Source organism: Ramlibacter sp. P4_H7 (genome assembly GCF_056400765.1).
In genome coordinates, this window is record NZ_JBFUKP010000011.1 from 76,983 (window position 1) to 95,078 (window position 18,096).

Below are 18,096 nucleotides of genomic sequence, written 5' to 3' on the forward strand. Positions count from 1 at the left end.
AGCGGGGTGTAGTCGCATGCCGACGCCGGGCGGTCCGCGAGGGCGCGCCCCGCGTTGCGGGTCCTGCCGGGTTGCACTGTCCCGCCGTTCGTATCCAATCCTTCCCCATGTCCGCCGCCTCCCGCGCCGCCATCGAATCGCCCTACGCCTGGCTGCGGCTGGCCATGTCGCTGCTGCTCATGACCATCGGCGGCTCGGGCATGTACGCCATCACCGTGGTGCTGCCGCGCATGCAGCAGGACTTCGCGGCCAGCCGGGGCGATGCCTCGCTCGCCTACACGCTGACCATGATCGGCTTCGGGATCGGCGGCGTGCTCATGGGACGGCTGGCGGACCGCCTCGGCGTGATGGTGGTCGTGATGGTCGGCGCGGTCGGGCTCGGCCTGGGCTACATCGCGGCCAGCTTCGCGCCCGGCCTGCTCGTGTTCTGCCTGGTGCAAGGCCTCATGATCGGCATGCTGGGCACCTCCGCGACCTTCGCTCCGCTGGTGGCGGACACCTCGCGCTGGTTCGACCGTCGCCGCGGCATCGCGCTGGCGATCTGCATGAGCGGCAACTACACCGCGGGCGCGGTCTGGCCGCCGGTGATGCAGTACTTCATCGATCTCGCCGGCTGGCGGCAGACCTACCTCGGCCTGGGGGTGTTCTGCATCCTCACCATGGTGCCGATGGCGCTGCTGCTGCGGCGGCGGCCGCCCTCGCAGGTCCTGTCGGCCGCCGCCGACCCGTCGTCCGGCGCCGCACCCACGTTCTCGCGCCGCCCGCTGGGCCTGCCGCCCAACGTGCTGCTGGCGCTGCTGTCGCTGGCGGGCGTGTCCTGCTGCGTCGCCATGTCCATGCCGCAGGTGCACATCGTCGCCTACTGCGGCGACCTCGGCTTCGGCGCTGCGCGCGGTGCCGAGATGCTGTCGCTGATGCTGGGGATGGGCGTGCTGAGCCGGCTGGTCTCCGGCTGGATCTCCGACCGCATCGGCGGCCTGCGCACGCTGCTGCTCGGCTCGCTGCTTCAGGGCGTCGCGCTGCTGCTGTTCCTGCCCGCCGACGGGCTGGCGTCGCTCTACGTGGTCTCCGGGATGTTCGGCCTGTTCCAGGGCGGCATCGTGCCCTCCTATGCGCTGATCGTTCGGGAGTACTTCCCGCCGGAGGAGGCCGGCGCCCGCGTGGGCACCGTGCTGATGGCGACGCTGATGGGGATGGCGCTGGGCGGCTGGATGTCCGGTGCCGTGTTCGACCTGACCGGCTCGTACCGCGCCGCCTTCCTCAATGGCATCGCCTGGAACTTCCTCAATCTCTCGATCGTCGGCTTCCTGCTCTGGCGCGCCACCGCGCTGGGCCTGATCCGCGGCTGGCCCGCCGCGGGAGGGCGCGCCGCCGCGTGATCTATAGTCGCTGCGCCATGCGAGCGCCCGCCGTTCCGCGCCGTCCCCGGCCGCACCGCGCATGATGTCGCGGCTGGTCCAGATCGCCTGCCTGTGGTTGCTGACCTTCAGTGCCTGGGCGCAGGGCGCGCTGGCGCTCGGCGCCGAGGACAACTACAAGCTCGCGCCCTACGTCACCTACCTCGAGGACGCGGAAGGCAAGCTGGGCCTCGACGCGATCCTGCAGCCGGCGCAGCAGGCACGCTTTCGCCCCATGCGCGGCAGCGGCCCGGCGGCGAATTTCGGCCTCACGCGTTCGGCGATCTGGCTGCGGGTGGAACTGCAGTCGCCTGCCGGCCAGGACCCGAACTGGCTGCTGGAACTCGCCTACCCGCCGCTGGACCACCTGGAGCTGTACTCGCCGGCGAAGCAGGGCGGCTGGCAGCGGCAGGTGGGCGGCGACCTGCAACCGTTCTCCAGCCGGCCGGTCGCGCACCGCAACCACGTGCTGCCGGTGTGGCTGCCCGCGGGCCAGGCGACCGCGCTGTACCTGCGCCTCGAAACCGAAGGAACGATGGCGGCGCCGCTGCGCCTGTGGCGCGCCGAGGCGCTGTGGCAGAACGACCAGGCCAGCTATGCGCTGCTGAGCCTCTACTTCGGCCTGCTGGTGGGGCTGCTGCTCTACAACCTGCTGCTGTTCGTCTCCGTGCGCGACGGGGCCTACCTGATCTACGTGCTGTTCGTGGCGGGGATGGGCATCGCCCAGGCGGCGCTGACCGGCCTGGGCTACCAGTTCCTGTGGACCGATCGCGTGTGGTGGAACAGCGTGTCCCCGCCGGTGGGGCTGTGCGCGGCCGCCGTCTTCGGCCTGTTCTTCGCACGCCGCTTCCTGGAAAGCCGCGAGGGCATGCCGGTGATGGACCGGATCCTGCGCGTGCTCACCGCGCTGTGGGGTGCGACGCTGGTGACGGCCTTCGTGTTGCCCTACGTGGTGTCCACCTGGCTGGTGACGCTGCTGGCGCCGGTGACCGTGGGCGCCCTGATGGTCTCCGGCGTGCTGGCGCTGCGGCGCGGCCACGGCGGCGCGCGGCACTACCTGGCCGCATGGGCGGTGCTGCTGGTGGGCGTGCTCACGCTCTTTTTGCACAACACCGGGGTGCTGCCTTCCAACGGCCTGACCTCCAACGCCCTGCTGCTCGGGTCGGCGCTGGAGATGGTGCTGCTGTCGTTCGCGCTGGCCGCCCGCATCAACGTGGCACGGAGCTTCCGCGAACAGGCCCAGGCCCGCATCGCCGCGGAGCACGCGATGGTGGAGGCGCTGTCGGACTCCGAGCAGCGGCTGAAGACCGTGCTGGAGGAGCGCGAGATCGTGCTGGACAACTCCATCGTCGGCATCTGCTTCCTCACGCGCGAGGGCCGGCTGCGCTGGGCCAACCGCGCGATGATCGAGATGTTCGGCGCGGGCGGCCTGCCGGTGCTGTCGATGGAGCCGTTCTACCTCTCGCGCGGCGAGTACCTGGAAGTGGGCGGCGAAGTGGCGCAGGCCGCGGTGCGCGGCGAGGTGTACCAGCGCGAGATGCAGGTGCAGCGCCTGGATGGCAGCCGCCTGTGGATCCTGCTGTCCGGCAAGGCGGTGAGCAAGGACGACCTGGACCAGGGCACCGTGTGGGTGATCATGGACATCACCCGGCGCAAGGAGCTGGAGGAGCAGCTGCACCGCACGATGTCCGAGCGCGAGGCCATCCTGAACAACGCGGTGGTCGGCATCGTGCTGTCGGTCAAGCGCCGCCACGAGTGGGTGAACGAGAAGTTTTCCCAGATGCTGGGCTACCCGCGGCAGGTGCTGATCGGCCAGGGCTCCGACTACCTGCACCCCGACACGGAAAGCTGGCAGCGCTTCGGCGTCGAGGCGCGCGCGGCGCTGATCGCGACCAATGGCTACACCTGCGAGATGCAGCTGCGGCGCCGAACCGGCGAGCTATTCTGGGTGGAGATGGGCGGCAGCTGCGTGCGGCCGAACGATCCCGACGCGGGCGTGATCTGGACCTTCCTGGACATCACCAGCCGCAAGAAGTCGGAAGCGGAGATGCGCGAGGCGCTGGAGCAGCAGAAGGTGCTGAACGAACTGCGCTCCCGCTTCGTGGCGATGACCAGCCACGAGTTCCGCACCCCGCTGGCGGCGATCCTGTCGGCCGAGGAACTGCTGCGCCACTACGGCGACCGGCTGCCGGCGGAGGAACGCCGCGAGACGCTGGACAGCATCGCCTCCGGCGTGCAGCGCATGTCGCGCATGCTGGACCGCGTGCTGCTGCTGGGGAAGGCGGAGGCGCAGATGCTGGACTTCAGGCCGCAGGACCTGGACGTGCGTGCGCTCTGTCCGCAGCTGGTGGAGGAGGCCCGGCAGCAGCATCCGCAAGGGGCCGCGCAGGTGGTGTGCGAGGTCGCGCCAGAGGTGTCGCCCGGCCTCTACGACGAGAAGCTGCTGCGCCACATCTTCGGCAACCTGCTGTCCAACGCGATCAAGTACTCGCCGCAGGGCGGCGAGGTGCGCTTCGAGGTGCGGCGCGACGGTGCGGACACCGTGTTCCGCGTGGCGGACCAGGGCATCGGCATTCCCCCCGACGAACTGGGCCACCTGTTCGAATCGTTCCACCGCGCCAGCAACGTCGGCGAGATCCAGGGCACCGGCCTGGGGCTGGCGATCGTCAAGACCGCGGTGGACCGGCACGGAGGCAGCATCTCCGTGGACAGCCGGCTGGGCGCCGGCACCGCCTTTACCGTACGACTTCCAGCAGCCGATCGAGACCGCCCGCATTGATCGCGACGTGGGCGTTTTCGCGCACCTTGGGCTTGGCGTGGTAGGCCACGGACAGGCCGGCCTCGCCCATCATCGGCAGGTCGTTGGCGCCGTCGCCCACCGCGATCGCCTGCTTCGGTGACAGGCCCAGCCGGGCGCAGGTCTCCAGCAGCATCCTGCGCTTCTCCTCGCCGTCGCAGATGTCGCCCCAGGGCTGGTCCACCATGCGGCCCGTGAGTTCGCCGCAGTTGGGCCCGGAGCGGATCTCCAGCACGTTGGAGCGGGTGAAGTCGATGCCCAGCCGGTCGCGGATGCGGTCGGTGAAGAAGGTGAAGCCGCCGGAGACCAGCAGCGTCTTCAGGCCCGCGGCCTTGCAGGCCTGCACCAGCTGCTCCGCGCCGGGATTGAGCTGCAGGCGCTCGGTGTAGATCATTTCCATGTCGGCGACCGTCACGCCCTGGAGCAGGGCGACGCGGCGGCGCAGGCTTTCCTTGTAGTCGGCGATCTCGCCGCGCATGGCGGCTTCGGTGATCGCCGCCACTTCCTCCTTCTTGCCGACCGCATCGGCGATCTCGTCCACGCACTCGAGGTTGATCAGCGTGGAGTCCATGTCGAAGGCGATGAGCTTGAAGTCCTTCAGCGCGAGGGGAGGGGCGATGCCCTGGATGGCGAGGCCGGGGGCGAATTCTTTGGCAGGCATGCTGCGATTTTCGCATCCGGTGCGGACCGAAGTCCTGCACTGGCCGGCTGGGGTTCGCTCCGTCCACCGCCAGCCTACGGCGATGCCCGTTTGCGCGCGGGCGACCGCAGTGCCGCCTGCACGGCCAACTCCGCCCAAGGCCGCATGAGCGCCGGCGAATCCATCGCTTCCACTGGCGCCGTCCAATAGTGCAGCGACACCCTCCGCCCCTTGGCCGAATACACGAAAGGCATGCTCCCCGCCGCCTCGAAGCGCGGCGTCGTTTCGGCGTCGGCCTTCAGGTACAGGGTCTCGCCCGTGACGATGGCGATGAAGAGGTCGTCCACGTAGATGCCGTGGCCGCCGAACATGCGCTTCACGCGCACCGTCCCCAGCCCCGAGAAAAGCTCGGCGCAATAGCTGGCAAAGGCGTCCTTGACGGGCATGCCCCAGTGTAGGAGCCCGGCGGGGGGCCGCCCCACGCCCTGCCAACGCAGCCGGCCCGTGAGGCCAGGCCTACGGGCAGGAAGCCAGGATCAGTACTTGATCTCCCGCTTCTCCTGGCGACCGTCCTGCTTGGTGTCGCGCTTGTCCTGGCGGCACTCGGCGTTGCTCTTGTTGTTCTCCTGCCTGCAATCGATCTTGCCCGTGCGCGCATCCTGCTTGGCGTCCTGGTTGGCATCCCTGCCCGCCTGGCGCTCGTTCGCCTGCTTGGTCTGCGCGAGGGCGGTCCCCGACAGGAGGAGAAGGCCGGCTGCAACGGCTGCGGGCGCGACGGTCCGGCGCCAGAATTCGAATTTCGAGGCGGTCATTCGCATGCTCCTGCTGGGGAAGAAAGGGAATGGATCTTCCGTGGGTGGCCAGGGTCAGTCTAGGTTCTCGTCAGCTTCCCCGCAATCAAGGTCGGGGAATAAATTCGAACGGCGAATCGCGCCGCGATGGCGATGACGAGTCCCTACGGGCGTCGCAGGTAGCGCTCGTCCGACCAGGTCAGGAGCCATTCGGGCTTGAAGGCCACGAAGATCGCGGTGAGCATGCCGGTGACGAAGCCATCGCCCCAGGCCATGAGCCAGCGCGCCACCCGGCCGAGGCCGGTGGGGACGCCCGGCAGCGGCGCGCCGAACTGCTGCGCGAGCAGTCCCGCGGCGAACAGGCACACGACCGCGCCGAGGAAGCCGCGGCCGAGCACGTAGACGAAGGGATGGGCCGGCAGCCAGCGGCGCATCGCCGCGCCCAGCAGCAATGCGAAGGTGGCGGGCACGACGCCTTGCCAGACCGCCAGGGCGAGTGCCGCTGCGGCCGGCATCGGCGACACCGCCCAGGCGAGCAGGCCGACCAGCAGCAGCACCGGCACCGCCAGCGGCCAACCCAGCATGAGCAGCACCAGCACGGCGCCCGACCATTGCAGTTGCAGCGGCAGGTGGTGGAGGGCGGGCAGCGCCCACAGCCAGGGCAGGACGACCAGCACCGCGAGCATCGGCGTGAGCAGCGCGGGCGCGCCGGCGAGCAGCCGCCACGGGCGCAGCGCCAGCGCGACCAGCAGGGCCGCCAGCGCCAGCGTGGCCTCCAGCAGCATCAGGCGGGCTCCGCCACCTTGGGCTGGCCCAGCGCCCTCAGCACATCCCGCACCATCTGCGCCCGGTCCTTCGCGTCCACCAGCGATTTCTCGATGCGCAGCTTGTCGTTGCCGGCCAGCTTGATGTGCTTGTTCTTCTGCACCAGCTGGATGATGGCGAGCGGCTCCACCGGAGGATTCGGCTTGAAGGTGATGTGGATCACGGTGGGGGCGGCATCCACCTTGACCACGCCGTAGGGCCGCGCCAGCACGCGCAGCCGGTGCACGTCGATCAGCGTCTGGCCCTGCGGCGGCAGCTTGCCGAAGCGGTCGACGATCTCCTCCAGCAGGCGGTCGATCTGGTCCACGTTCCTGGCCGTCGCCAGCTTCTTGTAGAAGGACAGCCGCAGGTGCACGTCGCCGCAGTAGTCGTCCGGGAGCAGGGCGGGTGCGTGCAGGTTGATGTCGGTGGTGACGGACAACGGCGCCAGCAGGTCGGGCTCCTGGCCCGCCTTGAGCGAACGCACGGCCTCGGCCAGCATCTCGTTGTACAGCTGGAAGCCGACCTCCAGCATGTTGCCGCTCTGGTTCTCGCCCAGCACCTCGCCGGCGCCGCGAATCTCTAGGTCGTGCATCGCGAGGTAGAAGCCGGAGCCCAGCTCCTCCATCTGCTGGATCGCCTCCAGCCGCTGCGCCGCCTGCTTGGTCAGGCCCTCGACGTCCGGCACCATCAGGTAGGCATAGGCCTGGTGGTGGCTGCGGCCGACGCGGCCGCGCAGCTGGTGCAGCTGCGCCAGGCCGAACTTGTCGGCCCGCGCGATCACGATGGTGTTGGCCGTCGGGACGTCGATGCCGGTCTCGATGATGGTGGAGCACAGCAGCACGTTGTGCTTCTGCGCAATGAACTCACGCATCACCCGCTCCAGTTCGCGCTCGGGCATCTGGCCGTGCGCCACGGCGATGCGCGCCTCGGGCAGCAGCTGCTCCAGCTGCTGGCGGCGGTTCTGGATGGTCTCGACCTCGTTGTGCAGGAAATAGACCTGGCCGCCGCGCTTCAACTCGCGCAGCACGGCCTCGCGGATCACGCCGCTGCCTTCGTTGCGCACGAAGGTCTTGATCGCCAGGCGCCGCTGCGGCGCGGTGGCGATCACCGACAGGTCGCGCAGGCCTTCCAGCGCCATGCCCAGCGTGCGCGGGATCGGCGTGGCGGTGAGCGTGAGCACGTCGACCTCGGCGCGCATGGCCTTGACCGCCTCCTTGTGACGCACCCCGAAACGGTGTTCCTCGTCGATGATCAGCAGGCCCAGGTTCTTGAACTTCGTGGACTGCGCGAGCAGCTTGTGGGTGCCGACCACGATGTCGATGCTGCCGTCTTCCAGCCCCTTGAGTGCCGCGTTGATCTCCTTGGTGGAGCGGAAGCGGCTCATCTCCGCCACCTTCACCGGCCATTTGCCGAAGCGGTCCACCAGCGTCTGGAAGTGCTGTTCCGCCAGCAGCGTGGTGGGCGCGAGGAAGGCCACCTGCTTGCCGCCGGTGACCGCAACGAAGGCCGCGCGCAGCGCCACCTCGGTCTTGCCGAAGCCCACGTCGCCGCAGACGAGGCGGTCCATGGGATGCGGCGACACCATGTCCTGGATCACGGCATGGATCGCCGCGTTCTGGTCGGCCGTCTCCTCGAAGCCGAAGTCGTTGGCGAAGGCCTCGTAGTCCTGCGCCGAGAGGCGGAAGGCATGGCCTTGCCGCGCGGCGCGGCGGGCGTAGAGGTTCAGCAGTTCCGCGGCGGTGTCGCGCACCTGCTCGGCCGCCTTGCGCTTGGCCTTCTCCCACTGGCCGGAGCCGAGCTTGTGCAGCGGCGCTTCTTCCGCGCCGACGCCGGTGTAGCGGCTGATCAGGTGCAGCTGGCTCACGGGCACGTAGAGCGTGGCCTTGTCGGCGTACTCCAGGTGCAGGAACTCGGTGTTCCCCTGGCCCAGGTCCAGGTTGACCAGGCCCTTGTAGCGGCCGATGCCGTGCTGCGAGTGCACGACCGGGTCGCCCACGTTCAGCTCGGACAGGTCCTTGATCAGCGCATCGACGTCGCTGACCTGTTCCTGCTTCTTGCGGCGACGCGCCGTCGGGGCGCTGGCGAACAGCTCCGTCTCGGTGACGAAGTCGATCGCCTCCTCGACCCAGGCGAAGCCGCTGGCGAGCGCGGCGGTCGCGATGCCCAGCTTCTCGTCGCTTTGCTGGAATTCGGCCAGCGTGTCGAAGGCGGGCAGCGTCAGGTGGCTGGCCCGCAGGAAGTCCAGCAGGCTTTCGCGGCGGCCGGCGCTTTCGGCCAGCACCAGCACGCGGTGCGCGGTGGCCTGCGTGTGCGCCTTGAAGCGGGCCAGCGGATCCTCCGCGCCACGCACCACGGCCAGGTCGGGCAGCTTCTGCACCCACGCGCTGTCTTCCACGTCCTGCGCGTTGCTGCGCAGCGCGAGCTGCGGGTGCGCGTTGCAGCGGGTGTAGAACTGCTCGGACGACAGGAACAGCGCTTCCGGCGGGAGCACCGGCCGTTCCGGGTCGCCCTGCACCAGCCGGTAGCGGTCGCGCGTGTCCTGCCAGAAGCGCTGGAAGGCCGGCTCCAGGTCGCCGTGCAGCACCACGCTCGATTGCTCGCCCAGGTAATCGAAGACCGTCGCGGTCTCCTCGAAAAAGAGGGGCAGGTAGTACTCGATGCCGGCGGTGGCGACGCCGTTGCCCATGTCCTTGTAGATGCGGCTCTTGGTCGGGTCGCCTTCCAGCAGCTCGCGCCAGCGGCTGCGGAAACGCGCCCGCGCCTCATCGTCCATCGGGAACTCGCGGCCGGGCAGCAGGCGCACCTCGGGCACGGGGTACAGGCTGCGCTGCGAATCCGGGTCGAAGGTGCGGATCGAATCGACCTCGTCGTCGAACAGGTCGACGCGGAAGGGCACCGGCGAGCCCATCGGGAACAGGTCGATCAGGCCCCCGCGCACCGCGTATTCGCCGGGGCTCACGACCTGGGTCACGTGGTTGTAGCCGGCCAGCGTGAGCTGGGCCTTCAGCTTGGCCTCGTCCAGCTTCTGCCGCACGCTGAACTGGAAGGTGTAGCCCGCCAGGAAGCTCGGCGGCGCGACGCGGTAGAGCGCGGTGCTCGCGGGCACCAGCACGACGTCCGCCTCGCGCTGCAGGATGCGCCACAGCGTGGCGAGCCGCTCGCTGATCAGGTCCTGGTGCGGCGAGAAGGTGTCGTACGGCAGCGTTTCCCAGTCCGGGAACAAGGCGCAGCGCAGCCCCGGCGCGAAAAACGCCATTTCGTCGAGCAGGCGCTGGGCGTCGTTGGCATCGGCCGTGACGATGGCGGTCAGCCTGCCGTCGCGCAGTTCGCGCTGCGCCAGCTGGGCGAGCAGCAGCGCATCGGCAGAGCCGGCCGGCCGTGGCAGCGCAATACGCCGTCCGGTTAACAGCTTGGGTAGGTCCATGAGGATTCCGCGAGCGAAAATGCAAAACACCCCGCTCGCGGTCAGGGCGGGGTGTGCAAGCATTGTAGGGTGAATAGAATGAAGGCGACGACATGAACGGCACTGCACCCACCCCCCGGTATTTCGCACTCATCCCCTGCGCCGGCAACGGCAGCCGAGCCGGCACCGCAGGCCCCAAGCAATACGAGCGCGTCGCTGGCCAGCCCATGGTCTGGCATACGCTGTCCGCCTTCGCCGGCGTCAAGCGGATCGCCCGCACGCTGGTCGTGGTCGCGCCCGGCGACGGCTTCTTCGAGCGCAACCCCAGCACCTCGGCCCTGGTCGTGGCCTGTGGCGGTCCGACGCGTGCGGTGAGCGTGGCCAACGGCCTGCGTGAACTGCGCCGCGTGGGCGCCGTCGACAACGACTGGGTGCTGGTGCACGACGCCGCGCGCTGCCTGATCACGCCCGACCTGGTCGACCGCCTGATCGATTCCTGCGCGAACGACGAGGTGGGCGGCCTGCTGGCGCATCCGCTGGCGGACACGCTCAAGATCGGCGAGAACGGCCGCGTCGCCTCCACCCTGAACCGGGTGAACAAATGGCAGGCGCAGACACCGCAGATGTTCCGCCTGGGCATGCTGCGCCAGGCGCTGGAGGCGGGCGGCGAAGGCATCACCGACGAATCGAGCGCCATCGAGGCCATGGGCGCGAAGCCGCTGCTGGTGGAAGCGGGCGCGCAGAACTTCAAGGTCACCTACCCCGAGGACTTCGCGATGGCCGAGGCGGTGCTTCGCGCCCGCGTCAGATGAGCCCCCTCGCTTCGCACTCCGTTCCGTCGCTGCCCCCTGAGGGAGCGTGGGCGCCCTTCGGGTGGCCGTGCGGGCGCCCGTGATGCAGCTGCGCGTCGGCGAAGGCTGGGACACGCACGCACTGGTGCCCGGGCGCAAGCTCGTGCTGGGCGGCGTGGAGATCCCCTCCGACCTCGGTCTGCTCGGCCACTCCGACGCGGATGCGCTGCTGCACGCCATCACCGATGCGCTGCTGGGCGCCGCCGGCCTGGGCGACATCGGCCGGCACTTTCCCGACACCGAGGAACGCTTCCGCGGCGCCGATTCCGTGGTGCTGCTGCAGGAAGCGGCGGCGCGCGTGCGCGCGGCCGGCTGGGGCATCTCCAACATCGACAGCACCATCGTGGCGCAGGCCCCCCGGCTGGCGCCGCACATCGAAGCCATGCGCGCACGCATCGCGCAGGCGCTGGGCCTGCAGCCGGGGCAGGTGAACGTGAAGGCGAAGACCGCGGAGAAGCTGGGCCCCGTGGGGATGGGGCAAAGCATCGAGGCGCGGGCCGTGGTGCTGCTGACGGCCTGAGGCCGGATCGGCCGGCGGGCCCGTCGTGGCCGGCCCGTTCCACTCATTGACACCCCTCGCGGGCAGCCCCTATAAGCGCTCATGGGCGAACTGCTGGCGGATGTGGTCGCCGACCTGACGCGGCCCCTCGAGACCGTTCGAGGCATTGCGACGATCGTATTGACGCTGATCGGCGTCATGCTCGTGATCGTCGCCAGCCTGATGCGCACCATGGTGCGGCTGCGCGCCATCACGGTCATGAGCAACCTGTTCCTGCTCGCGGGCGCGGTCACGGCGCCGCACGGGGCGCTGGTGCTGCTCTACCTCATCCTGGTGCCGGTCAACTGCGTGCGGCTGGCGGAGATCATGCGGGTGACCCGACGCGTAGAGGAAGCGGCGCGGCGCAAGGACCTGTCCGGACTCTGGCTCATGCCCTACATGAAGGCGAGGCGGCTGGCGGCGGGGACCGTGGTCTTCCGCAAGGGGGATGCGGCGGATGCGCTGTTCCTGCTGATGGAAGGGGAGCTGGAATGGGTGGAAATCGGCACCCGCCAGCCCCGTGGCGAGCTGTTCGGCGAGATCTCCTTCTTCGCGCCGGACCGAACGCGGACGCTCACCGGCCGCTGCCTCACCGACTGCCTCGTGATGAAGATCCGCGGCGATGCGTTCAAGGAGCTGTACTTCGAGAACCCGAAGTTCGCTTTCCACGTCTCGGAGCTCATCGCCGAACGCCTGATCACCGACGTGCGCCAGTTGCAGCACAAGCTCGACACGATGCCGGCGCCGCTGTCGCCGGAGCTGCACAAGATGCGTTGAGGGATCGCCACCGCGCGGCGGAGGGCCGCGCTCGCTGTCAGGCGGTGGCTTCCGCCTTGTCCTCCGGCTGCGCCCTTGCGCTGCCCGGCACCGGCGGCATCAGCCGCGGCCGCTGCAGCTTGATGTGCGCGGCCAGCCCGCCGGAGGTGGTGTTCGACAGCGCGAAGATGCCGCCCATGCGCTGGACGGTCTTGTCGACGATCGCCAGGCCCAGGCCCGCGCCCGTGGCAGCCGTGCGGGCCGCATCGCCCCGGAAGAAGGGCTTCACCAGGTTGGGCAGCGCCTCGGGCGAGACGCCCATGCCGTGGTCGCGCACCTTCAGCAGCACCCATTCGTTCCGGGCGCGCGCCGTGATGTCCACCAGCGCCACGCCGGTCTCGGGCGTCTTGCCGTAGCGCCGTGCGTTCTCCAGCAGGTTGGAGATGACGCGGGCCAGTTCGACCTCGTCGGCCAGCACCTGCATGTTCTTGGGCATGTCGAGGTTGACCTTGATGTCGCCGTGGTCCTCGATGGCATACATGCAGGCCTCTATCACGTCGTTCAGCACGACCGGCTTGAGCTCCGCGTGGTCCGGCCGCGCGTAATCGAGGAACTTGTCGATGATCGCGTCGAGCTGGTCGATGTCCGCCGCCATGTGCTCGCGGGCGTCGGGGTCGACCACGCTCATCTCGGTTTCCAGCCGCAGGCGGGCCAGCGGCGTGCGCAGGTCGTGCGAGATGCCGGCCAGCATGACCGCGCGGTCCTGCTCGATCTTGGCCAGCTGCTGCGCCATCCGGTTGAACCCGATGTTGACCTCGCGGATTTCGCTGGTCACGGCCTTCTCGTCGAGGCGGCTGGCGTCGAAGTCGCCATCGCGCACGCGGCTGGCCGCGAAGCTCAGCTGCTTGAGCGGCCGGTTGATCAGGCGGGCGATCACCGCCGCTCCGGCCAGCGACAGCGCCGCGGCCGTGATCAGCCAGACCAGCCAGGTCCGCCCCCCGACCTGCGAAAACTTGTTCCGGTCGAGCAGCATCCAGTAGTCGTCGCGGTCGATCTTGAAGCCGATCCACAGGCCTTCGTCGCCATTCACGTTGCTGGCCATGACGGTGCCCGAGCCCAGCCGCCCGACCAGCTCGTCGACGATGCGCCGGTCCATGGCGCTGCCGGTCAGCGCCGCGTACTTGTCCTTGGGTTCGCGCGGCAGGATGCGCACGCCTTCCTGGTCGGCCAGCGTCTTGATCAGGGAGACGCGGGCGATCGGGTCGGCGTGCACCAGCGCGGCACGGCTGAGATTCACCAGCGAAGCGATCTGCTGCGCCGTCTGCACCGCCCGGGGCTCGAACTCGAGCTGCCGGAAGGTCTGCAGCCAAGCCACGATCGAGCCGATCAGGAGCAGGGACAGCAGGAAGAAGGTGCGCCAGAACAGGGAGAGCCCCAGGCGGGGCCGCATCTCCAGCGGGGCGGGTGCCGTTTCCAGCGGCGCGGGGCTCGTGGCTTCCACTTGGGTGGTGATGGCGCGGATCATGGCTGAAGCCGATTGCACTCCAGCCGGGTCAGTCTGTCATCCGCGTTTTCGCCCTGCGGGGATCAGCCCGCGCCGTCCGGCACGAACACGTAGCCGACGCCCCACACGGTCTGGATGTAGCGCGGCGAGGCGGGATCGGCTTCGATCAGCTTGCGCAGGCGCGAGACCTGCACGTCCAGGCTGCGGTCGAAAGGTTCGAATTCGCGGCCGCGGGCCAGCTGCGCCAGCTTTTCGCGCGACAGCGGCTGGCGCGGATGGCGCACCAGCGCCTTGAGCATGGCGAATTCACCGGTGGTGAGGGGCAGTTCCTCGCCGTTCTTGCGCAGGGTGCGGGCGCCCAGGTCGAAGGCGAAGGGGCCGAAATTGACCACTTCGTTGTCGGACGAGGGGGCGCCGGGCGCTTCCTGCGCCGGACGGCGGCGCAGCACCGCGTGCACGCGGGCCAGCAGTTCGCGCGGATTGAAGGGCTTGCCCAGGTAGTCGTCGGCGCCGACTTCCAGGCCGACGATGCGGTCCACGTCCTCGCCCTTGGCGGTCAGCATGATGATCGGGGTGCGGTCGTTGGCGGCGCGCAGGCGGCGGCAGATCGACAGGCCGTCCTCGCCGGGCATCATCAGGTCCAGCACGATCAGGTCAGCGGTTTCCCGGAGCATCAGGCGGTTGAGCGCCTTTCCGTCTTCCGCCAGGATGACTTCGAAGCCTTCCTGCGTGAGGTACCGGCGGAGCAGGTCGCGGATGCGCGCGTCGTCGTCCACCACCAGGATCTTGTCGGTCCGTGCTGCAGCTTGCGTCATGGTTCTCCAGAAGCCTATTTGTAACAGCGCCGATTCTGAAGGCCGATCGCCCCGTTTTCCGTTTTTCCCCCTGCTTTTTCCCGCTGTTACAAATGTTGCCCCAGCAGGGCCGCATTGACAAGGGGTAAGTGAACCGCAGGCCAGGCGGGGCGTTTTAGATCGCATGAGCCCGATTCCCGCCGTCCTTGCCTTCGCCAGCTTCGCCGCCGCGGCCGCCCCCGCCGCCCAGGGCGAAACCCGGGGGCAGCAGCCTCCGCCGGACCTGCGGCGAACCGTGCAGCAGTACCCGGGTGGCGGCGAACCGGCGCGGCGCGAGCTCACGCAGATCCAGCGCGCCGAGCTGCGCCGGCAGCTGTCCGAATTCGCTCCGCCCCCGTCCCAGCGCCGGCGCTGATACAACGCAACAATGAAAACCAGAACGATCCTGGCCGGCTGCGCGCTGGCCGCCGCCGCCGTGGCCTTGCCCGCCCAGACCCTGCCTCCGCCGCAAAACGTCCTGCAGCTGCAGGCCAGCGGGTCGGTCGAGGTGCAGCAGGACCTGCTGCAGATGAACCTGACGACCGCCCGCGACGGGACCGATCCGACCGCCGTGCAGACCCAGCTGAAGGCGGCGCTGGACACCGCACTGGCGGAGGCCAAGAAGAGCGCGCAACCCGGCCAGCTCGACGTGCGCACCGGCAACTTCTCCCTGTACCCGCGCCACAACCGGGAAGGCCGCATCAGCGGGTGGACCGGCACGGCCGAGCTGGTCCTGGAGGGCCGGGACTTCGCGCGCATCACCCAGGCGGCCGGCCGCATCCAGACCATGACCCTGGGCGGCATCACCTTCGGGCTCAGCCGGGAACAGCGCGCCAAGGTCGAAGGCGAAGCACAGGCGCTGGCGATCGACCGCTTCAAGGCCAAGGCCGCGGACCTGGCCAAAGGCTTCGGGTTCAGCGGCTACACGCTGCGCGAGGTGGCGGTGAACGCCAACGAGCCGGGCTTCACGCCCAGGCTGCGCATGGCGGCGCAGGACGCCCGCGCTTCTTCCGCCGAGTCCGCGGTGCCGGTCGAGCCCGGCAAGAGCACGGTGATGGTGACGGTGTCCGGTTCGGTCCAGCTGCGCTAGCCACCCCTACGCTGGCTGCAGTCCGACAGGGCGGGCGTGGACGTGCGGCTAAGCTGGCCCGATGTCCGCCGTCCTGCCATCCCGCACCGCATCGCCTGGCGACACTTCGTTGGCCGGACCCGTGGCGGCCGGCGAGTGGTTCATCGTCATGAACCGCGGCTCCGGCGCCGAGGAAAAGGATGAGGCACGCCAGGCCATCGAAACGGAGCTGGCGCAGGCGGGCCGCAGCTACCGTTTCGTGCCCGTGGGCGAGCGCGGCATCGTCGCCGCCTGCCAGGAGGCCGGCCGGCTGGCCGCCGAGCACGGCGGCATCCTCGTGGCTGCGGGGGGCGACGGCACCATCAACTGCGCGGCCCAGGCCGCGCTTTCCTGTGGCTGCCCGCTCGGGCTGATCCCGCTAGGCACCTTCAACCTGTTCGCACGCCAGCTCGGCATGCCCCTGGACCCGGCGGGCGCCACGCGGGCGCTGCTGCACGGCGCAACGGAGCCCCAGCAGGTCGGCCTGGTGAACCAGCGCGTCTTCCTGGTCAATGCCTCGGTCGGCCTCTATCCCAAGTTGCTGGCCGACCGGGAGGCGGCCAAGCAGAAGCTCGGCCGCCGCCGTGTGGTCGCGATGCTGGCCGCGCTCAAGAGCATGCTGGAGTGGCGCCTGCAACTGGTGCTGGATGCCGAGATCGATGGCGACCCGATGCAGCTGCGCACGGCGAGTGTTTTCCTGTGCAACAACCGCCTGCAATTGCAGCGGCTGGGCATCACGCCCGACGTCGTCGAGCAGGTGGGGGCAGGGCGGCTCGCCTGCCTGCTGGTCCCGAGGATGGGGGTGTGGTCCAAGCTGCGCATGCTGGCGGGCGCGGCGTTCGGCAAGCTGGGGGAGGATCGCGAGCTGCGCAGCCTGCCCCTGCGCTCGCTGGGCTGCGCCTCGCGTTCGGCGCGCCGGCTGAAGGTCGCCACCGACGGCGAAGTGCAGTGGATGGAACTGCCGCTGCGTTTTACCGTGGCGCCGCGCGCACTGCAGGTGGTGGTGCCGCCGCGGGGCGAAAGGCTGCCGCCGCAATGACGGTGCTGCTGCACATCTCCGACACGCACTTCGGGACCGAGGAGGCTCCGGTGGTCGCGGCGCTGCAGGCCCTGGTGCGCGAGCAGCAGCCCGAGGCGGTCATCCTGAGCGGGGACATCACGCAGCGGGCCCGCAGCGCGCAGTTCGCCGCCGCGCGCAGGTTCTGCGATTCGCTGGGGGTGGCGCGGCTGCTGACGCTGCCCGGCAACCACGACATCCCCCTGTACAACGTCGCTGCCCGGATCGTTTCGCCATATCGGGGCTACAAGGCGTGCTTCGGCGACGAGCTCGAACCGGAGCTGGAATTCGCCGACGTCCTCGTGATCGGCGTGAACACCACGCGCCCGGAGCGCCACAAGGACGGCGAGGTCTCGCCGGCGCAGGTGCAGCGGGTGGTCGATCGGTTGCGCGACGCGCCCCGCGGCCAGTTGCGCGTGGTCGTCACGCACCAGCCCGCGTGCGTGATGCGGCCCGAAGACAGGAAGGACCGGCTGCACGGCGGCGAGCAGGCCGTGCAGGCCTGGGCCCGCGCGGGCGCAGACCTGGTGCTGGGTGGGCACATCCACCTGCCCTACGTGAGCGACGCCTGCGCGATCGCGGACAGCCGGACTTCACGCCCGCTGTACTGCGTGCAGGCCGGCACGGCGCTGTCGCATCGCGTGCGCCATGGCACGCCCAATTCGGTGAACCTGGTGCGGTGGAACCCCCCGGCCGATGGCGCCGCGCGCATCTGCCAGGTCGATCGCTGGGATTTCGACCTGGCGGACGGGCGATTCGAGCTGACGCATCCCTACGAGCTCAAGCTCGGGGATTAGCGACCGTCTACTGCGCGACCCAGCCCCCGTCCATGTTCCAAGCCACGCCGCGCACGTTCTTGCCGGCGTCGGAGCAGAAGAAGACGGCGAGCTCGCCCAGTTCCTCGGGCGTGGTGAACTGCAGCGATGGTTCCTTCTCGGCGAGCAGCTGCTTCTTGGCTTCCTCGTTGGAGATGCCCGACTGCGTGGCGCGTGCGTCCACCTGCTTCTGCACCAGCGGCGTCAGCACCCAGCCGGGGCAGATCGCGTTGCAGGTGATGCCGGTGGTCGCCGTCTCGAGCGCCGTGACCTTCGTGAGGCCGACGATGCCGTGCTTGGCCGCGACGTAGGCGGATTTTTCCGCGGAGGCCACGAGGCCGTGCACCGAAGCGAGGTTGATGATGCGGCCCCAGTTGGCCTTCTTCATCGCGGGCAGGGCCAGCCGGGTGGCGTGGAAGGCGCTGGAGAGGTTGATCGCGATGATCGCGTCCCAGCGCTCGGGCGGGAAGTCCTCGATCTTCGCCACGTGCTGGATGCCCGCGTTGTTGACGAGCACGTCGACCCGGCCGAAGGTGTCGGCGGCGTACTTCATCATGGCCTCGATCTGCGCCGGCTTGCTCATGTCGGCGTCGTGGTAGCCCACCTTGACGCCCAGCGCTGCGACTTCGGCCTTCGGGCCCTCCGAGTCGCCGAATCCGTTGAGCACGATGTTGGCGCCCTGGCGTGCCAGGGCCTTGGCGATGCCGAGGCCGATGCCGCTGGTGGAACCTGTGACGAGGGCAGTCTTGCCTTTGAGCATGGGGATTCTCCTCTCCGGGATGATTTACGATGACGTGGA

General features: G+C 69.4%; 17 protein-coding genes. 9 read left to right on the plus strand and 8 right to left on the minus strand.

From position 1 onward, the window contains the following. Positions 1-107: 107 nt before the first annotated feature. Together AC1DSA_RS16145 and AC1DSA_RS16150 are read left to right on the plus strand one after the other, a co-directional pair. Positions 108-1,379, plus strand: a complete 1,272-nt coding sequence (locus AC1DSA_RS16145) for an MFS transporter (RefSeq protein WP_477890956.1) — start codon at positions 108-110, stop codon at positions 1,377-1,379. A 64-nt stretch (positions 1,380-1,443) separates the two neighbouring features. Then, the gene (locus AC1DSA_RS16150) at positions 1,444-4,176 is read left to right on the plus strand and encodes a sensor histidine kinase (protein WP_477890958.1); all 2,733 of its coding nucleotides are present in this window, start codon (positions 1,444-1,446) and stop codon (positions 4,174-4,176) included. Here AC1DSA_RS16150 and serB read toward each other — a convergent pair. From serB to mfd, 5 genes are all read right to left on the minus strand, one after another. Beyond that, a complete protein-coding gene (gene serB, locus AC1DSA_RS16155) occupies positions 4,133-4,855 on the minus strand; it encodes a phosphoserine phosphatase SerB (RefSeq protein WP_477890960.1) in 723 nt (240 codons plus the stop codon). The two genes, AC1DSA_RS16150 and serB, sit on opposite strands and share 44 nt — an antisense overlap. A gap of 74 nt (positions 4,856-4,929) precedes the next feature. Then, positions 4,930-5,280 carry a TfoX/Sxy family protein gene (locus tag AC1DSA_RS16160; RefSeq protein WP_477890962.1) on the minus strand — a complete coding sequence of 117 codons (351 nt, stop codon included), beginning with the start codon at positions 5,278-5,280 and terminating at the stop codon, positions 4,930-4,932. A 90-nt stretch (positions 5,281-5,370) separates the two neighbouring features. Further along, positions 5,371-5,646 (minus strand): hypothetical protein, encoded by a 276-nt coding sequence (locus tag AC1DSA_RS16165; RefSeq protein WP_477890964.1) that lies wholly within the window; start codon positions 5,644-5,646, stop codon positions 5,371-5,373. Between the two features lie 143 nt (positions 5,647-5,789). Further along, on the minus strand, positions 5,790-6,410 hold the full coding sequence (locus AC1DSA_RS16170) for a hypothetical protein (RefSeq protein WP_477890966.1): 621 nt from the start codon (positions 6,408-6,410) through the stop codon (positions 5,790-5,792). Continuing rightward, positions 6,410-9,856, minus strand: coding sequence for a transcription-repair coupling factor (gene mfd / locus AC1DSA_RS16175; RefSeq protein ID WP_477890968.1), 3,447 nt, complete (start codon positions 9,854-9,856; stop codon positions 6,410-6,412). Before mfd ends, AC1DSA_RS16170 begins: the two co-directional genes overlap by 1 nt. A gap of 92 nt (positions 9,857-9,948) precedes the next feature. Between mfd and ispD the strand changes: the two genes are divergently transcribed. The 3 genes from ispD to AC1DSA_RS16190 all read left to right on the plus strand — a co-directional run bounded on the left by ispD (position 9,949) and on the right by AC1DSA_RS16190 (position 12,001). Beyond that, the gene (ispD, locus tag AC1DSA_RS16180; RefSeq protein WP_477890970.1) at positions 9,949-10,647 is read left to right on the plus strand and encodes a 2-C-methyl-D-erythritol 4-phosphate cytidylyltransferase; all 699 of its coding nucleotides are present in this window, start codon (positions 9,949-9,951) and stop codon (positions 10,645-10,647) included. Positions 10,648-10,729: 82 nt separating this feature from the next. Then, the gene (gene ispF / locus AC1DSA_RS16185) at positions 10,730-11,206 is read left to right on the plus strand and encodes a 2-C-methyl-D-erythritol 2,4-cyclodiphosphate synthase (RefSeq protein ID WP_477891117.1); all 477 of its coding nucleotides are present in this window, start codon (positions 10,730-10,732) and stop codon (positions 11,204-11,206) included. A gap of 81 nt (positions 11,207-11,287) precedes the next feature. Further along, positions 11,288-12,001 (plus strand): Crp/Fnr family transcriptional regulator, encoded by a 714-nt coding sequence (locus AC1DSA_RS16190; protein WP_477890971.1) that lies wholly within the window; start codon positions 11,288-11,290, stop codon positions 11,999-12,001. A gap of 37 nt (positions 12,002-12,038) precedes the next feature. Here the strand turns inward: AC1DSA_RS16190 and AC1DSA_RS16195 are convergent, their stop codons facing one another. Both AC1DSA_RS16195 and ompR read right to left on the minus strand, forming a co-directional pair. Next, positions 12,039-13,505, minus strand: coding sequence for a sensor histidine kinase (locus AC1DSA_RS16195; RefSeq protein ID WP_477890973.1), 1,467 nt, complete (start codon positions 13,503-13,505; stop codon positions 12,039-12,041). A 62-nt stretch (positions 13,506-13,567) separates the two neighbouring features. Then, complete coding sequence (ompR, locus tag AC1DSA_RS16200; protein WP_201169719.1) at positions 13,568-14,299, minus strand: osmolarity response regulator transcription factor OmpR; 732 nt, start codon at positions 14,297-14,299, stop codon at positions 13,568-13,570. A gap of 163 nt (positions 14,300-14,462) precedes the next feature. On the opposite strand from ompR, the gene AC1DSA_RS16205 reads away from it, so the two are divergent. The 4 genes from AC1DSA_RS16205 (at position 14,463) to AC1DSA_RS16220 (ending at position 17,279) form a co-directional block, all read left to right on the plus strand. Next, a complete protein-coding gene (locus AC1DSA_RS16205; protein WP_477890975.1) occupies positions 14,463-14,693 on the plus strand; it encodes a hypothetical protein in 231 nt (76 codons plus the stop codon). A 12-nt stretch (positions 14,694-14,705) separates the two neighbouring features. Further along, positions 14,706-15,407: an SIMPL domain-containing protein gene (locus tag AC1DSA_RS16210; protein ID WP_477890977.1), complete on the plus strand. Its 702-nt coding sequence runs from the start codon at positions 14,706-14,708 to the stop codon at positions 15,405-15,407. A 61-nt stretch (positions 15,408-15,468) separates the two neighbouring features. Next, the gene (locus AC1DSA_RS16215) at positions 15,469-16,464 is read left to right on the plus strand and encodes a diacylglycerol/lipid kinase family protein (protein WP_477890979.1); all 996 of its coding nucleotides are present in this window, start codon (positions 15,469-15,471) and stop codon (positions 16,462-16,464) included. Beyond that, on the plus strand, positions 16,461-17,279 hold the full coding sequence (locus AC1DSA_RS16220) for a metallophosphoesterase family protein (RefSeq protein ID WP_477890981.1): 819 nt from the start codon (positions 16,461-16,463) through the stop codon (positions 17,277-17,279). Before AC1DSA_RS16215 ends, AC1DSA_RS16220 begins: the two co-directional genes overlap by 4 nt. A gap of 7 nt (positions 17,280-17,286) precedes the next feature. Here AC1DSA_RS16220 and AC1DSA_RS16225 read toward each other — a convergent pair whose 3' ends face one another. Continuing rightward, positions 17,287-18,057 carry a 3-hydroxybutyrate dehydrogenase gene (locus AC1DSA_RS16225; protein WP_477890983.1) on the minus strand — a complete coding sequence of 257 codons (771 nt, stop codon included), beginning with the start codon at positions 18,055-18,057 and terminating at the stop codon, positions 17,287-17,289. Between the last annotated feature and the right edge of the window lie 39 nt (positions 18,058-18,096).